Annotated in this window: 13 protein-coding genes and 1 tRNA gene; 7 read left to right on the top strand and 7 right to left on the bottom strand. The window is 57.3% G+C overall.

Annotated features, from left to right (window positions below):
- Positions 1–55: 55 nt before the first annotated feature.
- Positions 56–604: a hypothetical protein gene (locus AC5S27_RS19280; RefSeq protein ID WP_493936187.1), complete on the bottom strand. Its 549-nt coding sequence runs from the start codon at positions 602–604 to the stop codon at positions 56–58.
- Positions 605–859: 255 nt separating this feature from the next.
- Between AC5S27_RS19280 and AC5S27_RS19275 the strand changes: the two genes are divergently transcribed.
- Positions 860–935, top strand: a tRNA-Lys gene (locus AC5S27_RS19275).
- Positions 936–1037: 102 nt separating this feature from the next.
- Here the strand turns inward: AC5S27_RS19275 and AC5S27_RS19270 are convergent.
- Genes AC5S27_RS19270 through AC5S27_RS19255 form a run of 4 tightly spaced genes read right to left on the bottom strand, consistent with a single transcriptional unit; the run spans position 1038 to position 4212 of the window.
- Positions 1038–2249 (bottom strand): BT3233 family polysaccharide utilization protein, encoded by a 1212-nt coding sequence (locus AC5S27_RS19270; RefSeq protein WP_493936186.1) that lies wholly within the window; start codon positions 2247–2249, stop codon positions 1038–1040.
- Positions 2250–2306: 57 nt separating this feature from the next.
- Positions 2307–2786 carry a cupin domain-containing protein gene (locus tag AC5S27_RS19265; protein WP_493936185.1) on the bottom strand — a complete coding sequence of 160 codons (480 nt, stop codon included), beginning with the start codon at positions 2784–2786 and terminating at the stop codon, positions 2307–2309.
- 22 nt (positions 2787–2808) lie between these two features.
- Positions 2809–3639 carry a 5-dehydro-4-deoxy-D-glucuronate isomerase gene (gene kduI / locus AC5S27_RS19260; RefSeq protein ID WP_493936184.1) on the bottom strand — a complete coding sequence of 277 codons (831 nt, stop codon included), beginning with the start codon at positions 3637–3639 and terminating at the stop codon, positions 2809–2811.
- A gap of 12 nt (positions 3640–3651) precedes the next feature.
- Complete coding sequence (locus AC5S27_RS19255) at positions 3652–4212, bottom strand: glutathione peroxidase (RefSeq protein ID WP_493936183.1); 561 nt, start codon at positions 4210–4212, stop codon at positions 3652–3654.
- A gap of 195 nt (positions 4213–4407) precedes the next feature.
- On the opposite strand from AC5S27_RS19255, the gene AC5S27_RS19250 reads away from it, so the two are divergent.
- The 4 genes from AC5S27_RS19250 to rfbD all read left to right on the top strand — a co-directional run bounded on the left by AC5S27_RS19250 (position 4408) and on the right by rfbD (position 7509).
- On the top strand, positions 4408–4896 hold the full coding sequence (locus AC5S27_RS19250; RefSeq protein ID WP_493936182.1) for a MogA/MoaB family molybdenum cofactor biosynthesis protein: 489 nt from the start codon (positions 4408–4410) through the stop codon (positions 4894–4896).
- Between the two features lie 293 nt (positions 4897–5189).
- The gene (gene rfbA / locus AC5S27_RS19245; RefSeq protein ID WP_493936181.1) at positions 5190–6083 is read left to right on the top strand and encodes a glucose-1-phosphate thymidylyltransferase RfbA; all 894 of its coding nucleotides are present in this window, start codon (positions 5190–5192) and stop codon (positions 6081–6083) included.
- Entirely contained in the window at positions 6080–6625 is a 546-nt protein-coding gene (rfbC, locus tag AC5S27_RS19240; RefSeq protein WP_493936180.1) for a dTDP-4-dehydrorhamnose 3,5-epimerase, read from the top strand. The genes rfbA and rfbC overlap by 4 nt, the downstream gene beginning before the upstream one ends.
- The gene (rfbD, locus tag AC5S27_RS19235) at positions 6625–7509 is read left to right on the top strand and encodes a dTDP-4-dehydrorhamnose reductase (protein ID WP_493936179.1); all 885 of its coding nucleotides are present in this window, start codon (positions 6625–6627) and stop codon (positions 7507–7509) included. Before rfbC ends, rfbD begins: the two co-directional genes overlap by 1 nt.
- A 66-nt stretch (positions 7510–7575) precedes the next feature.
- On the opposite strand, the gene AC5S27_RS19230 is transcribed toward rfbD, so the two are convergent.
- A complete protein-coding gene (locus AC5S27_RS19230; protein ID WP_493936178.1) occupies positions 7576–9006 on the bottom strand; it encodes a hypothetical protein in 1431 nt (476 codons plus the stop codon).
- 62 nt (positions 9007–9068) lie between these two features.
- On the opposite strand from AC5S27_RS19230, the gene AC5S27_RS19225 reads away from it, so the two are divergent.
- Positions 9069–9614 carry a DUF8692 domain-containing protein gene (locus AC5S27_RS19225; protein ID WP_493936177.1) on the top strand — a complete coding sequence of 182 codons (546 nt, stop codon included), beginning with the start codon at positions 9069–9071 and terminating at the stop codon, positions 9612–9614.
- A gap of 71 nt (positions 9615–9685) precedes the next feature.
- Here AC5S27_RS19225 and AC5S27_RS19220 read toward each other — a convergent pair whose 3' ends face one another.
- Positions 9686–10693: a glycosyltransferase family 2 protein gene (locus tag AC5S27_RS19220; RefSeq protein ID WP_493936176.1), complete on the bottom strand. Its 1008-nt coding sequence runs from the start codon at positions 10691–10693 to the stop codon at positions 9686–9688.
- A gap of 850 nt (positions 10694–11543) precedes the next feature.
- On the opposite strand from AC5S27_RS19220, the gene AC5S27_RS19215 reads away from it, so the two are divergent.
- A complete protein-coding gene (locus AC5S27_RS19215; RefSeq protein WP_493936175.1) occupies positions 11544–16022 on the top strand; it encodes a chitobiase/beta-hexosaminidase C-terminal domain-containing protein in 4479 nt (1492 codons plus the stop codon).
- The last annotated feature ends 97 nt before the right edge of the window (positions 16023–16119 follow it).

The raw sequence follows: 16119 nt of genomic DNA, 5'->3' as shown, positions 1-16119 counted from the left end.
CCGAAGTACGCATTTCTTTGCTGTACGTCCCTCCCTCGGCAAAGGTTCCGTAAAATCAGTTCGTCTGAATGAAGCGGTGCTTGTCCGGGATCTCCTTGCCGGGAGCAAGATAGAGCAGGCGATTCGGCTGATCGTCCCCGATAAGCACAGCGCTGGCAGCGCCGAAGAAAAAGAGAGCTGCAAGCCCCGTGGCGACGGCGCAGGGTGGGCAAACCGCCGAGAGCACGACAGTACTGAAGATTGCCGCAGCTAACCCGCCGTTGAATCCGAGTAGCAATCGCACCCTGAGGTCATTGTCACCGGGAAGGATGAGCGCGGCGATTTGCTGCGGAAGGTAGGTGCGGGAGCCGCCGATTTGCCGAGCGCAGACAAGTTTGTCTACGGTGAAGGACTGAACGTGGCAGGGGTGCCAACGCTGGGGATGATCGACAGTAACGACAAGGAGATTTCGCTTGGAAGAGCCTGCCGATTGCGCAATTTGCCAGTTGACGGCAGCCACCGTGGGCGGTGTTTGCGGGGTCGAGGACTGGGCGAGAGCGATCGTTGTAGCGCCGAGCGTTATGGCAAAAGAGGTCGTGACGTTGCGGATGGTACGGTGGGACATGAAGGCCTCCTCAAGTAGCACTGCATAGATGAAACATGCAGCGACAGATCTCGATGGCCGTACTTGGGGCAGTTTGTGAGAGTGCCACAAACGACGAACGCATAGTCCGCTGTTGGCAGAGGATTGGTGGAACGATAACCCTCCGAATGTGCTGATTTGCCTCAAGCCGTGTTTATGGTAAACTCATTCGAGTGGACAGCGATTTGCCCTGTTCCTGCGTTGCAGTCGCCCGGCTGCAATAACGCTTATTTCAATGGACCTCTAGCTCAACTGGCAGAGCATTCGACTCTTAATCGACAGGTTCCGGGTTCGATTCCCGGGGGGTCCACCAAATTCTTCTTCAAAACTGCGCAATAAGTTAAGCCCTTTGGCTTGTACGGGACTTGCACGCTCGCATCGCGTCTGGTTTGCGCGATGCGAGCGGTATCCTGTCTCACTTGGCGATCCAGTCCACGACCAGCGGATGCTCGCGTGAGTCGAGGAACGAGGTCAGATAGGCGTTCCAGATGGTCTGGTCCGTCATGTCTGCCTTGGACCAGCCGGAACCCGCATAGTAGGTGAAGGGTTCGCCCGATTTCCTGTCGAAGAGCAGCAGTGCATGCTGGGCCGCGATAAGGGTCTTGGCATTTTCACTTTTCGTTGCAAGGAGACCGGTGGCAATGTGTCCTGCGGTGGGATCCTGCGGTGTGTCCCATACTGAGGCTATGCCGTTTTCTGCCGGAATATTCGAGTCTCCGCCGGGATGGATCGCTATTCCGGCAGCCAGCGTTAGAGGCGCACCTTTATACGTGAAGGTGGAAACGATCTTGTTGAGATGACTGCCAGCGTCAAGCGTGATTGTCTTTGTTTCCGTGACGAGCTGCCCGTTGGCGCTCCACGGCGCATACGTGACCTGGAAACGGAAGCGGATTGGGCCGTTATCGAGGATCTTCAGGCTGGTGTAATTCTTGGACGCGATGAGCTTGCCGCCAACCCACACGGCTGTGCCGCCGTCCCCGCGCGAGGGTCCAACCTCGTAAGAATCGAGACCCTTTCCGTCGTCCTTGTGATACGAGAGCTCAGGCTTGTGCTCGGCTTCGGCCTGCTGTTCGCGCTTGTAGAAGCTGTCAATGACGAAGTTGTTCGCGCGCTTGGACCAGACATCGATGCCAGAAGTGATCTCGCCAGTCTTTTCAAGAGCCGGACCGTAGATGCGGAAGGTGACAAACCGGTCCTCCCAGGCGAAGTCGTCCTTGCGCTCCGGGGCTTCGCGGCCTGCGACCTGCACTTTTTCCGGGGGAGCCTTGGGATCGACCTTGAACTCGATCGTCTCAGCATCCTTGGCTGTGAGTTGGACCAGCAGGAGCACCTTATTCAGAGGGCCGCCAGGAGTTGAGCTGGAGAGCTGAACAGGGATGTGATCCTGCGTCACTGCGTCGGTGGCGACGAGATACTTAGCCTGATCCGCAGTCGTGTGCAGCACCTGGAGAAGATGGTCCAGGTCGACTTCAATGATCTCTTCGCTACGGTCGATGGCGATGGGATTCGTAACGCGCAGTTGCTGAGCTTGCGTGCGCGCGGAGAATGCAGCAAGACCCCAAAGCACGAGCGCTGCGTTGATGGCTGGACGAGAAGGGCGACGAAAGAGTTTGGAGCTTGGAAGCATGTGTTGTTGTCCTGTGAGAGTGAGGAGTTAGGATTCTCTGACCTGTGTGCAACTGACCTACGTTTCTTTGACCTTGATAACGAAGTATACGAAGCTGCCGCCGTCCGGCAAAAGTAGCTGGTGCGGAACCCCGGCTGGAATATGGACGACGTCGCCGTCCTTCAGCTGCTCAGACGAGCCTCCCTGGACCGACGTGCCTTTGATTTCGCCCGGCGCGGTCGTCTTTGCATCGACCACCGAGCCACCCGTAACCAGGGTCGCGTGGCCCTCGACGACGACAAAGAAGTCAGCGAAATGCTCATGGATCTCAGCGCCGCCGTTCTTGTGGCGGAGGGCGACCATGGTGTAGTGATTGGGATACTCGGATAGCTTGGTACTTGCTGAGCCGTCCTGGATCCGCGCGAGATCCTCAAGCCCCTTTGCCTTTTCGCGAATCTGTTCCCTGGTCAGGTGGTCGACCTTCGGAGACTGTGCGCAGAGAAGCGCAGGAGTGAGAAGGCAAAGGACGAAGAAACGGGACAACGGCGCAATGTACATCGGCAGCCTCTCCAAAACTCCACTACAGCAGGTCCGCGATGGCAAGCGCATCCATGTCATCGTATGCCTGATTCTCTCCGCCCATGCCCCAGCAGAAGGCGTAGTTGCTGGTGCCGACTCCGGCATGAATCGACCATCCTGGCGAAATGACGATCTGGCGGTTGGCCACAACTAGATGGCGTGTCTGATCGACCGGGCCCATCATGTGAATCACGCGTTGCTGCTCGGGGATATCGAAGTACAGATAGACCTCGGAGCGGCGCATGTGCGTGTGCGGCGGCATGGTGTTCCAAACACTGCCCGAGGCAAGCTGCGTAAATCCCATCACGAGCTGGCAACTTCGCACGCCCTGTAGGTAGATCAGCTTGGTAATTTCGCGTTGGTTGGCAGTCTCCGGCGCACCGAGCTGAACCCGGGCCACTTCGGCGGACTTGATGAATTGCGTAGGATAGGCCGCATGAGCCGGGTAGCTAAGCAGATAGAAGTACGCCGGACTCGCTGGGTCGTCGCTGGTGAAGAGAATCTCTTCGTTGCCGCGGCCTATATAGAGAGCATCCCGGTTGCCCAGGGAGTATGTTTTGCCGTTGACTGTGACACTGCCTGAGCCGCCGATGTTCAAGATGCCCAGTTCTCGGCGCTCGGTGAAGTAGCTCGCTTTGAGGGCGTCGTCGGTTTCCAGGCTGAGGGCCGATCCCTGCGGCACGGCTGAGCCGAGAACGGTGCGGTCAAGATCGACATAGGTGAGGCTGACGACACCGGGCTGAAAGAGGTCCGTGATCAGGAACGTCTCTCGCAGCTCGGCCGTCGTCATGGTGCGGTAGCGGACCGCGTCCGCCATATGCAGCAGCTTCATGGTTGCCCCTGGTTACTTGGCGAGAGCTGCTTCAATGGCTGAGGTCACTTCCGGCGAGTCAGGGGTGACGTTGGGCTCGAAACGCGCAACCGGGTTGCCATTGCGGTCAAAGAGAAATTTGGTAAAGTTCCACTTGATTTCGCCGGCATACTTCGGGTTGGTCGTCGCGCCGGTCAGGAACTGGTAGAGCGGAGTCTTGCCTTCGCCAGCCACGGAGAGCTTGGACATCATGGGGAAGGTCACGCTGTATTTGCTGGTGCAGAAGGTCTTGATCTCTTCGTTCGAACCAGGCTCCTGGCCGCCGAAGTTATTGGCTGGAATGCCGACGATGACCAGCCCCTTGGACTTGTACTTCTCGTAGACGGACTCGAGCGCGGTGTACTGCGGGGTAAAGCCACACTTGCTCGCAACGTTGACCAGCAGCAGAACTTTGCCATGGTATTCAGAGAGCGGTACGGGCTTGTCATCGATCGACTTGAGTGTGAAGTCATAGACCGACTTCGGCGGCGCGGCGACTGCGGCGGTGAGACCGAGGGCGAGCAGAAGGGCAGCAAAAAGGCTGAGTTTGCGCATGGATGTCTCCTGAAAATGGAACGAACTTTGCTTTACATGAACGAACGGCAACACAGTGTTGACACGCGAATGATAGCTGATTTGGCCCGCATTCGGTTAGGAGAGTGCCGCGATGGGAACGCATAATATCGTCTGCTGCTGTAGCTGTATTGAAGGTGGCAGGAATTTCGGGTGTCGTCAGTTAGGATGGCGAGGATGGCTGGAATCGCGGTTGTGACAATTTCGGATCGATGTGCGGCGGGCAAGCAGGTGGATACCGCAGGGCCCGCGGTGGTGAAGCTGCTTTCGGAGCAATGGCCCGGAGAGACGATTGGACGAGGTCTGGTGCCGGACAACACCGATGCTATCGCCACGCTGCTCCATGAACTTTCGCACCAGGAGTATGCGCTCATCTTGACGACTGGCGGGACCGGCCTGGGGCCGAGGGATGTGACGCCCGAGGCGACGCGTCGTGTGATCGACCGCGAAGTACCAGGACTGGCCGAGGCGATGCGGGCCGGTACTGCGCCGTTCTATCGGTTCGCGTGGTTGAGCCGCGCTGTTGCCGGGCTTCGAGGCAAGACGTTGATTGTGAATCTGCCGGGTAGTGAGAAGGGAGCCGTCGAATGTCTCTCAGCGATTCTCTCCCTGCTGCCGCATGCGTTAGAGGTGATTGCCGGCGGAGCCGTGCATCCAACCGTATAGGGGGTGCACTCTAAGTTTCGTCGCGGGCAGGAAGCACCGCAGTGCAGTGGTCAAGTGCCGGAAGTGGTAGCCGTATGTGTAGTGATATGGCACAAAAGAAGAATGTCTTTTGATGCCGCCGGATCTTATGCTTGGTCCTGTGACCGGGTTAGTTTTCGGGGGAGGGCTGATCCGAGTCACGAATGGGGTGCCCTGCGATCTCCGTGGCCTAACGGTATCGGATATATGACAAGGGGCACCCACTTTTCTGCCCGGCTGTGGGATGCTTAATTGGAAATGAAACTGAGGGAATTATGAAGGGTATACTTCTGGCCGGTGGTTCGGCGACGCGCCTCTATCCGGTAACGCAAGTGGTATCGAAGCAGCTGCTCCCGGTGTATGACAAGCCGATGATCTACTACCCGCTCTCGGCGCTCATGCTTGCGGGTATTCAGGAAGTACTGATCATCTCGACCCCGCGAGACACGCCCAGCTTTCAGGCGCTTCTGGGTGATGGCAGCCAGTGGGGAATGAAGCTCAGCTATGCCGTGCAGCCGAAGCCTGAAGGCCTCGCGCAGGCTTTCATTATCGGCAAAGAATTTGTGGGCAATGACAGCTGCGCACTGGTACTCGGCGACAACATTTTCCATGGCCAGACGCTTAGCTCGCTGCTCTCACGAGCCGCCAAGCGTGCCTCAGGCGCCACGGTGTTTGCCTATCCAGTGCATGATCCTGAGCGGTACGGCGTAGTCGAGTTTGGTCCGGACGGTAAGGCCATCAGCATTGAAGAGAAGCCGAAGAAGCCAAAGTCGCGTTATGCAGTCACCGGCATCTACTTCTATGACGCTTCCGTTGTCGACATCGCTGTGAACCTGAAGCCTTCCCCTCGCGGCGAATTAGAAATCACCGATGTCAATCGTCATTATCTGGAAGCAGGAACGCTCCAGGTCGAAGTGATGGGCCGCGGCATGGCCTGGCTCGATACCGGTACGCACGATTCGCTCTTTGAAGCCGGACTATTCATCAAGACCATCGAGCAGCGCCAGGGTCTGAAAGTGGCTTGCCCGGAAGAGATTGCCTATCGTAAGGGTTGGATCGACGCGGAACATCTGCGGGAACTGGCCGGACGTGCAGCGAAGAGCGGTTACGGTGAGTACCTGCTGAATCTGCTGGACGATTCCTTTGTCGATTCGGAGGGTTTGCTTTGAACGTAGTTGAGACTTCTTTGCCCGGTGTGCTGATTTTCGAGCCGCGCATGTTTCGCGATGACCGGGGCTTTTTCTTTGAGACTTTTAATCTGGCTCGGATGGTTGAGCTGGGCCTGCCTTCGGATTGGAAGCAGGATAATTTTTCGCTCTCTCGCAAGTTCGTTGTCCGCGGCCTGCACTACCAGATTGGCCAGCCGCAGGGAAAGCTGGTGCGTGTTGTGACCGGAGCAGCGCTCGACGTGATTGTTGACCTGCGCAAGAGTTCGCCGACGTTTGGTCAGCACACGTCAGTCGAACTGAGCGGTGAGGGTTCGCGCATGGTCTGGATTCCGCCAGGATTCGGGCATGGATTTGCCGCGCTCACCGAGACCGTTGCGCTCAGCTACAAGGTGACCGACTATTATTCGCCGACAGCCGAGCGGTGTGTGCTCTGGAACGACCCGGCTCTGGGCATCGACTGGAAGGTCGCGCCGGAAGACGCGATCCTCTCAGGCAAGGATGCAGCGGGAACGCCGCTGGCCGACGCTGAGGTTTTCGACTAATGAGGCGTGTCCTATTGCTGGGAGCTGGCGGTCAGCTCGGGATGCTGCTCGCCAGGACCTTGCCACGTGAATTCGAAGTAACGGCAATGACGCGGGCTGAATTGGATTTTTCCAATCCTGATGCTGTCCGGGCAGCAGTTCGTGCTGCGAAGCCTGAGATCGTCGTCAATGCGGCCGCTTACACCGCCGTCGATAAGGCGGAGTCTGAACCGGAACTGGCACGGCTTGTGAATGCCGTGGCTCCAGGCGTGATCGCTGAGGAGCTGGCTGCAATGAATGGCTGGTTGATCCACTATTCGACCGACTACGTTTTCGATGGATCAGGGGACAAACCCTGGCTTGAGACGGACGCAACAGGTCCGCTCAGCGTCTATGGACAGACCAAGCTGGATGGCGAGCGGGCAATCGCTGCCACCGGCTGCCGGCACGTAATTCTGCGCACGAGCTGGGTTTACGCGGCCGAGGGGCGGAATTTTCTGCACACGATGCTGCGGCTTGGCCGGGAGCGCGAGCGACTGACGATTGTCGATGACCAGATCGGCGCTCCGACGACAGCTGAAGCGCTGACGGAGGCGACGGTTGCCATTGCCCTGCAGCTTGCAGCAAGCGGTGACGATGCTTCCGCAAGCGGGACCTATCACCTGACCTGCGGCGGCGAAACGAGTTGGTGCGGGTTTGCCAAAGCGATCTTTGCGGCCTTCGAAAACAAGCAGAAGGCTCCTGAAGTAGTTGGGATTCCTACCTCGGCATATCCGACCCCGGCAAAACGCCCGCACAACAGCAGGTTGAATTGCGAGAAATTTGCTGCCCAGTTTGGCTTCAGGATGCCAGAGTGGGAAGCCGCCTTGCAGGATGTTGCCGTTGAGATTCAGTCACGGGCCTAGAGTCTTCTTCATTTGGAGTCAGGAACAAATCACCCCGAATCTCGTGAGAGGCTCGGGGTGATTTGTTTAAACTGCAGGCTTTTTGCGAGGGTTCTGGCTACCGCGCCAGCCGGGCATTCCAGCTGAGGCCCTTGCCTTGCCATAATCCACGTCCACTTGCGTGTTGGTGGTGGACCATATGGTCATGCCGCCAATCACCAGGAGCAGTGGCAAAATGACCGCCGAGTTCAACAGGCTGTCGATGGCCGAAATCAAGACAGCGGCTGACAGCGTGTGGCGCATGTTGGTGTAGCCTATGTCCGATCTGGCAAGCGGGAACCACACCACGCGAAGTGCGGGAATCAGCAGGAGCGCTTCCAGCGAAACCAGTCCTACGCCTCCATACATGCCGAAGACCAGCAGCCAAAGACTCCAGGGCCGCTCGATGCCTTGCCGCCACCAATCCCACTGGCCGTAGCCGAGGATTGGCTCATACAGTGCGGTGTCGATGTGGCGTTCGTCCTGCTCAAGCCGCCAGCCTAGCGAGTCCTTGCCAACGCTCTTCAAATACTGGGCCACGGCATGCGCGGTTTTGTTTTCCTGGACGAGATCACGGATCGAAACAACATTGATGATCCGGAAGGCGGCAAAAGCCAGGATGCCGAATACGAGCACAACCGTCATCGTCCGCGAAAGATAGCGGGGATCCACAAAGACAAAGGGAGCGAGCGCCAGCAGCAGCAGGATTGCGCCAGCTGACTGGCAAAGAATGGTGATGACGAAAAGAGAAATGGCGACAAGCAGCATCGGAATTCCGAGAATCTCTTTGGAGGTCTTGCGTCGCCAGAGCCACAGAGCGATGAGCGTGGCGGTGGCCATCCAAATACCGAGCTGGTTGCCGTTCTCCAGGAGGCCAATGGGCCGGTAGCCGAAGAATCGCGTTGCGCCAGTCCAGCGGAAAGGCTCGTAGCCGTAGAGGAATGCGTAGACCTGAGGGCCCCGAAAGATCTCAAAGATGCAGATTGGGATATAGGCCAGGCCGCCGATGACGAAGGCTTTCGCCGCAAGGCGCAGAGACTGGGTATCCGTGAAGTAGAGACGTCCAATTAAGTACGGGCTTCCCCAGGCCAACAACTGGTACAACTCTCCCAGGCAACCTTCGGCAAAATTATCCGGATTGGCGATGGCCGAAAGCAGCGGCGAAATGAGCCACATGCCCATTGCCAGGTCCCAGACAGTCAGTTCAAACCGCTTGAATGCTGGCCGGTCAAAGAGGAAAACTGCAAGGATCCCGGTAAAGCCCAGAACGGTGGCCTTGGTGATGAAGTAGTCCGACTCAAGGCTGGTCCCGAGAATAGCGTAGGGGAAGGGAACATTCTTGTCGATGTAGTTTGCTGCCGGCAGCACCGCCCACCCACCCACGAAGTTGATGAGAAGGGCGATCCGGACAGGGACGCGGCGGAAGATCAACAAGATGATTGGCACCCAGGCAAACAGGGCAACCAGGGGATTAATCATGAGTTCTTCCTAGGCAGAAATGGAGCTCTCGACAGACTCCAGCATACCGTAGAGGATAAATCATGCTCTACGAGTGGTTTTCGATAACTCGAACAATCGGACTCATTGCTTACACGGTAGCTCTTGTGGCCTGCTTGTTTGGTCTTACCTGCTCGATCGGCCAGGTGAACGGACGCCGCGATAGTAAATCGAGGCGTATCTATGCAGGTCTGGCCTGTATACAACTGGCATTGCTCCTGGACAAAGTCTTCAACTGGCGATGGCAATTGCATGAACACTGGATGAGGACGGCTATGACCGACGGGGTCTATGACCACCGTCGGCCATTTCAGCTGGTGGTACTCGCTCTGCTGGGGGCGGCGCTTTTCTCTATGGCAACCTGGATTTTGCGCCGGTTTCGCCGCCGGCCCGGACTTCTGATGGCCATGCTTGGTACGACGTTGTCGATCGGACTGTGGGGTTGCGAGGCCGTTTCGTACCACTACTTCGACCGCGTCCTGTTTTTTCAAGTGGGCCATGCGATGGTGGTGAGCTTCCTTTGGGCTGGTTGCGCTCTGCTGACGACGATGGGTGCTCTCAAAGACAGTTGGAGTTATAGAGTCGGATAAGTTGAACGAGGAAATCAAGCACTTTTCCGTAGATTGCTCGTCAGGGTTCTCATTCGGCCTCTGGCTTGCCTCTAGTCGAACTTCCATGGGCGGGCAGGAGAAGTTCTGCCGCCGTTGGTATCCTCCCAGGCCTGATGCATGAGCGCAGCCAGGTTGCGATTGCGGCTGACTCGCTCTCTTCGGGCTGGGTCGCTGCTGAAGCTGTTGCGCAACGCAGTCAATTTATAGAGAGCAAGCTCGAGCATCTTGGCCATCCATGCACCCGATCCATGATGCTTGCGATAGTAGAGAAGGGTGCTTCGCATACGCCAGCGGACCAATTGGGCACCGGCTGAGGACATTTCGAGGGTTTTGATTTGCCGGGAGGACTCGCCGCCAATATGAATCACTACGATTTGCGGCCAGTACATGATCTTGTACCCGGCCATCTGGATGCGGCGGCAGAGATCCACTTCCTCGGAATAGAGGAAGAATTCGGGATCGAAGAAGCCGACCTTCTGAAGAGCCTGAGCCCGGATGATCGAATAAGCACCCGGCACCCAGTCAACCTCCGCAATCTGCATCGGGTCCGCCCATGTGCGGTCGAACTGGCCGAAGAAGCGGGACTTCGGGAATTTGTGGGCGAGACCGGTTAGAACCAGGAAGTCAGATAAGATGCTCGGGAACATGCGCGCCGAGGGCTGCAATGCGAAATCGCGCCCTACCAGCCGTCCGCCCGCCAGGCCCACGGTAGGGTCGGAGTCCATCATTTCGACCGAGAGACGGAGCGAGTCCGCGCAGAGAAAAGCGTCTGAGTTCAAAAGGACGAGGTAACGTCCCCGAGCCTGTTCGAGAGCAACGTTATTGGCGGCTCCGAACCCAAGATTGACCGCGCTGCGAATGACCTTAACCTGAGGAAATTCGCTCTCAACCATTTCCACTGAGCCGTCGTGGGAGTTGTTGTCCACGACAAAGATTTCGGTGCGCAGGCTGCCTTGCTCGCGCTCCACCGATTGCAACGATTCGCGCAGGACGTCCCGTGTATTGAAAGAGACGAGAATGACTGAAACGTCGAAATGGAAGAAGTCGTCTGCTGGCATGCGATCGGGGCTTTCTTCGCCGGGTAGGCCATGCTTGTGCGGAACAACCCGGGAGCTACAAATCTTGGCGGTTGGGACGCCCGGCTTCCACTGGCCGAGCGATGACGGCGTCGTTACTGATATTCCTTGGAGCAGGTTCGATATGCGGACATACGAAGGGACTCCAAACGCAGGGCACGAACGGATTCTTTGAGGCTTAGTGATGTGTCGCGTGACAACAACTTATTTTATCGAAGGATAATTCAGAAGCCTAGGGGCAAATCAATCGATGCCGAGAGGCGTCATGAAACAGCAAAATCCCTAAAACCGCGCGGAGATCAGGGTACGGACGGAGATCGCTTCTCAGCTGCTCAACCAATTACTTATGAAGAAAGAAAATGGCGCGAACGGGCTCGTAACCGTAAATTCACGAACGATATAAAGATGATCATCCGCAATTGGAATTTCCTGTTAGAATTCGGACAGCGACCAATAAAGCGTTGCACTCAAGTGCGGATCCCCGTCCGTACTGTGCCCGAGCGGCACACTTGTACCACTTATTCATAAAGCCTTGGCAACCCCAAACATATTAACCCGCGGAGCGAATATACTCGCTTTCCCTTGTAACCAATCCTGATTGGTACAGCTCGCGGACGAAGTGTAACCAAAGTCAACCTGACTCTCAGCTGCGCCCATACGCTATCGCAGACGTGTCTTCAAACTTAAGGTGTCCTAAGTAACCTACCGCTTTTGTATTTGGATGGCGATGAAACGGTTAGCGATCACTCATGCTTCTGGCTCGCTCCGTCGTAACTCGCATGAGTAACTTGCGCTTTGGCAATCCCCATCCCTGATTCCTTAGGAGTTTGTAATGAGTGTGCTGTTCTCCGGCTTGAAAATGAAGGTAACGCAATCTTTCACCTTTCTTACTATGCTTGCGTTGGCGTTTGGCTGTGCCTCGCGCTCCAATGCTCAGACGACCCCAACGAATGTTCAGATTACCGGCAACGTCATCCAAACCCAGGTACACCGCCTAGGCATCAACCTGGGGGACAATGGCTATTGGGATTCGGGTCAGATGTTGAAGAATCTGGTCTTTGAAAATCCCGGATTCGAAGGGCTTAAGTATCGCGTTATCTTTCGATGCACCTCGGTGACTGCCAATACCTGCACGGACGATAATCAGTACAACGCTCAGCCTGCCGGCTTTTGGAAAGGCGGAAGCTATCTGGTTATCTCCGGGGCGCAGGCTGGAACCACCGGCACGATTGTTACAAATACCGCTGCCGACGGCTGCAAGAGCTGCGGTCCTATCTTTACGTTTGACAAGAGTGTGAATCTGGCTGTTGGTGATTACTTCTCGGTCGTAAATTACTTCCCAGGGACCGGAGATGCGGGCTGGGCAGATGACCCAGGAGGTGGTGGAACTATCACCACGGAGACCAACGATATCTCCCCGAACAGCCCTGGCAAGCAGGCGATCCTGTTGAGCGCCAGTGGTGCAGGCCAGTCCGCCAAGGTGACACAGGGCTTTGATACTTGGTCTGGGCTCAGCTTTATTCAGTTGAATGGTAACTTCGCCATCACGTTCCGGGCCAAGAGCCTCGGCGGCAACAACATTTTGAACGTGAACGCGCTGCGCCTGCAGCCCGGTGTTCCCAACTGGCTGAATCAGAACGTCAAGCTCACCAACACGTGGCAGGACTACACTCTGACGTTTTCCGCGAACGAAACCGGCTCCGCCCTCGGCCCGGTCCAGCTGAATTTCCTCGCTCAGGGAGCAACGGTCGAACTTGACGATGTATCGTTTCAGCAGACCAACTCCGACCCGACCAACACCACTGTTTTCCGCGACGACGTGGTCAACGCGCTTAAGCAGCTGAATCCCGGCACCATCCGGATGATGGCGGCTGGCGCCGCGCTCGGCTCTGATCTGCCGAATCAATTACAGGTTCCATTCGCTCGCTATCGCATGGGCTTCAACGCCGACGGCACATCGTATCCCAACATCGCTTACGGCATTCACGAATTCCTGCAACTCTGCCAGGCGGTCGGTGCCGATCCTTGGATTACGATTCCGACGGCTACGACCCCCGCCGAAATGACAGAGTTCATTGAATATCTGACGGGCACAGGCTCCGATAACTGGAGCGCGCTGCGCATCAGCCGCGGCCAGGCTCAGCCCTGGACGTCGGTTTTCAACAAGATTCACCTTGAACTGGGCAACGAAACCTGGAATGGCGCCTTCAAGGGTGAGTCCATGAACTATCCGGCGTATCCGCAATGGGCCAACCAGGTCTTCGGTGCGGCGCGTCAGACCACTGGCTTCAAGTCCTCCAAGTTCGATCTTGTCCTCAGCGGTCTGGCAGCTACGCCCGGCTACAATGCGCCTATGCTGAGCTACAGCACTCAGCATGATTCGTTCGATGTAGCCCCGTACCTGCTCTTCAGTGCCAATGACGAATCGCAGGCTCTGCAGTTCGGAGCGCTCTTCGCCGAGCCGGAAATCTTCGAGTCACCAGGAGGCGAAATTTACCAGAACATGCTGGTGGGCGCAGCCGCTCCCTCAGCAACATCAGCTACAACTGCTGTCAGCGTGTATGAGACCAACCTCGGCACCATGATTGGGAGCATCACTAAGCCCGAGCTGGATAAGCTGACTCCCTCTGTGGGTGCCGGCGTTGCACATACCGTGCACATGTTAGAGATGATGCGCATCGGCATGCAGTACCAGAACGCCTTCTCCCTCCCCCAGTACGAATATCGCCGCAGCGATGGCAGCCTGGCCCGCCTCTGGGGTCTGGTGGTTGACATGGGCACGACCAATCGCCGCCGGCCTCAGTTCTGGACGCAGGCGATGGCCAACGCCGTCATCGGCGGCAACATGCTGGCGACCGTAAACGGCGGCGCAAACCCGACCTGGAACCAGCCCTTGAGCAGCGACGGAGTCGTTTTGAATGGCGCTCACCTCATCCAGTCCTTTGCCTTCCTAAACGGTACGACCGCTTCCACGGTTGTCTTCAATCTGAGCCAGACGACGGCGCTACCGGTGGTCTTCTCGGGTGAGAATGCACCCACCGGCAACGTGCAGATGACGCAGCTCACTTCGGCCAACATCACCGATAGCAACGAGTTCTCGAACATCGTGTTGCCGCAGTCGCAGACCCTTAACGGCTTCAATCCCGCGACGGGACTTTCGCTGCCTCCGTTCTCGATGACCGTACTCACCTGGACTTCAACCTTTACCCAGGCTCCTACTTTCTCGGTTGCGGCTGGGACCTACAGCACCACGCAGTCGGTGGCGCTTACCAGCTCGACCGCCAACGCAACCATCTACTACACCACGGACGGCAGCACGCCGACCAAGAGCTCCAACCTCTATACCGGGCCGATCAGCGTAAGCAAGTCACAGACCATCAACGCGATCGCTGTGTCTGCCAACCTGACCACCAGTCCAATCGCTTCTTCCGCCTACGTTATCCAGCCGGTTGCCGCTGCACCGACCTTCTCGCTCGCAGCCGGGATCTATAACGCAGGCCAGGTAGTCGCTATGCTCGATCTCGTACCCGGCGCGACCATCTACTACACCACGGACGGTTCCGCCCCGACAACCTCGTCGAAGGTGTACACACTTCCGATTACGGTCAGCACCAACGAGACGGTGAGCGCCATGGCTGCGGCTCCGAACTACACCGACAGCCTGGTCACGACGGCGGTCTACACCATCGCTCCTCCAACCACAGCTCCCGTGATCTCGGTTGCTCCGGGAACTTATCAGAAGACGCAGTACGTGCAGGTCACAGACACGCAAGCCGGTGCTACCGTCTACTGCACTTCCGATGGTTCGACACCGGTTGCCACGCTCTCTGAAATCTGCACCACCGGTGTGACCGTCTCCGCCAGCACCACAGTGAAGGCAATCGCGGTTGCTCCGACCTACTCATCCAGCCCGGTGGTCACGGCAACGTACACCATCGCACCCTACGTGGCTACGCCTGTCCTCAGCATTCCCGGCGGCACCTACAACATGCCTCAGACCGTTGCTGTCTCCACTGCAACGCCTGGCGCAACCATCTACTACACCACGGACACTTCGACGCCTAACACGTCTTCGCCGAAGTACACCGGGCCGGTGACCATCAGTGCGGTCAACTATCTCCAGACGATTGCAGTTGCCAATGGCTACACGCAGAGCTTTGCCGCTACGGGGAACTACGTGATGACCGTCGGTACGCCGACCATCACCATCTCCGGCAATACGGTGACGCTTTCTACCGTGACCCCGGGAGCAAGCATCTTCTACACCACCAATGGATCCACGCCAAGCACCTCTTCCACCACTTACACCGGACCGTTCACGATCAGCGGCACGGTAACCATCAAGACCATGGGCGCGCTGCGTAACTGGGTTAACAGCGCAGTCAGCTCCAGCACCGTAACAGCCTCGGCCTCCACCACCCCAACGGTGGCAACCCCTGTGCTCTCGGTCGCTGGCGGTTCGTACTCTTCGGCGCAGACGGTCTCGATCACCGATGCAACTGCGGGAGCGAAGATCTACTACACCACGGACGGAACTGTCCCGACCACTGCTTCCGCGGTCTACAGTGGCCCCGTCACGGTGAGCGCATCGGAAACCCTCGCGGCCATCGCGGTCGCGGCGGGATACAACAACAGCGCAGTCACTGGTGCTGTTTACACCATCACATCGTCACCTTCCTCGAGTTACGCCATTAACGCGGCAAGCGGATTCACCGCAGGCCAACTGGCTCTCAATGGATCAGCAAAGCTCTCCGGCAACGCCTTGCAGATCACCGACGGCGGTAAGGGAGAGGCCGGCACAGCCTGGTATCCGACGCCGGTTTCGATTAACGGCTTTACAACGGACTTCGACTTCCAGTTGCCGACGTCAGCCGCGGACGGATTCACCTTTACCATCCAGAATGCTCCCAAGGGGCAATATGCTCTGGGTGGCAACACATCCGGCCTGGGGTACCAGTTCGTCACCAAGAGTGTTGCGGTCGCTTTCAACCTGTACCAATCCGGAGTGTCCGATGCCCAGTCGATCGGTGTCTACACTGGGGGTGTAAGCCCTCAGGGCAGCGCGATTGATCTATCTGGCACGGGTATCAATCTGCACAGTGGAGATACCTTCCACGTTACTATCACGTATCAGGGTGCCTCCATGAGCGTGAAGATTACGGATAAGGTGACAGGTGCCACGGTGACGAAATCCTTCTCGGTCAATCTTCCGAGCAACGTTGGGGGCAGCACCGCTTACGTAGGCTTCACGGGCAGCACCGGCGGCTCGACGGCGATCCAGAACATCCTGGACTGGACGCTCAGCAACTAAACCATCAACGCACTGCAAGAGGGCGGGCGGCGATTCTTTAGATCGCCGCCCGCCTCTTTTTGTCTGGAAGAGGATACATCCGGCCCATTGCTGCTAG

This window comes from Acidicapsa borealis, assembly GCF_059115245.1.
Note: the sequence above shows the minus strand (reverse complement) of the source record. Positions and strands in the feature narration are given on the sequence as shown.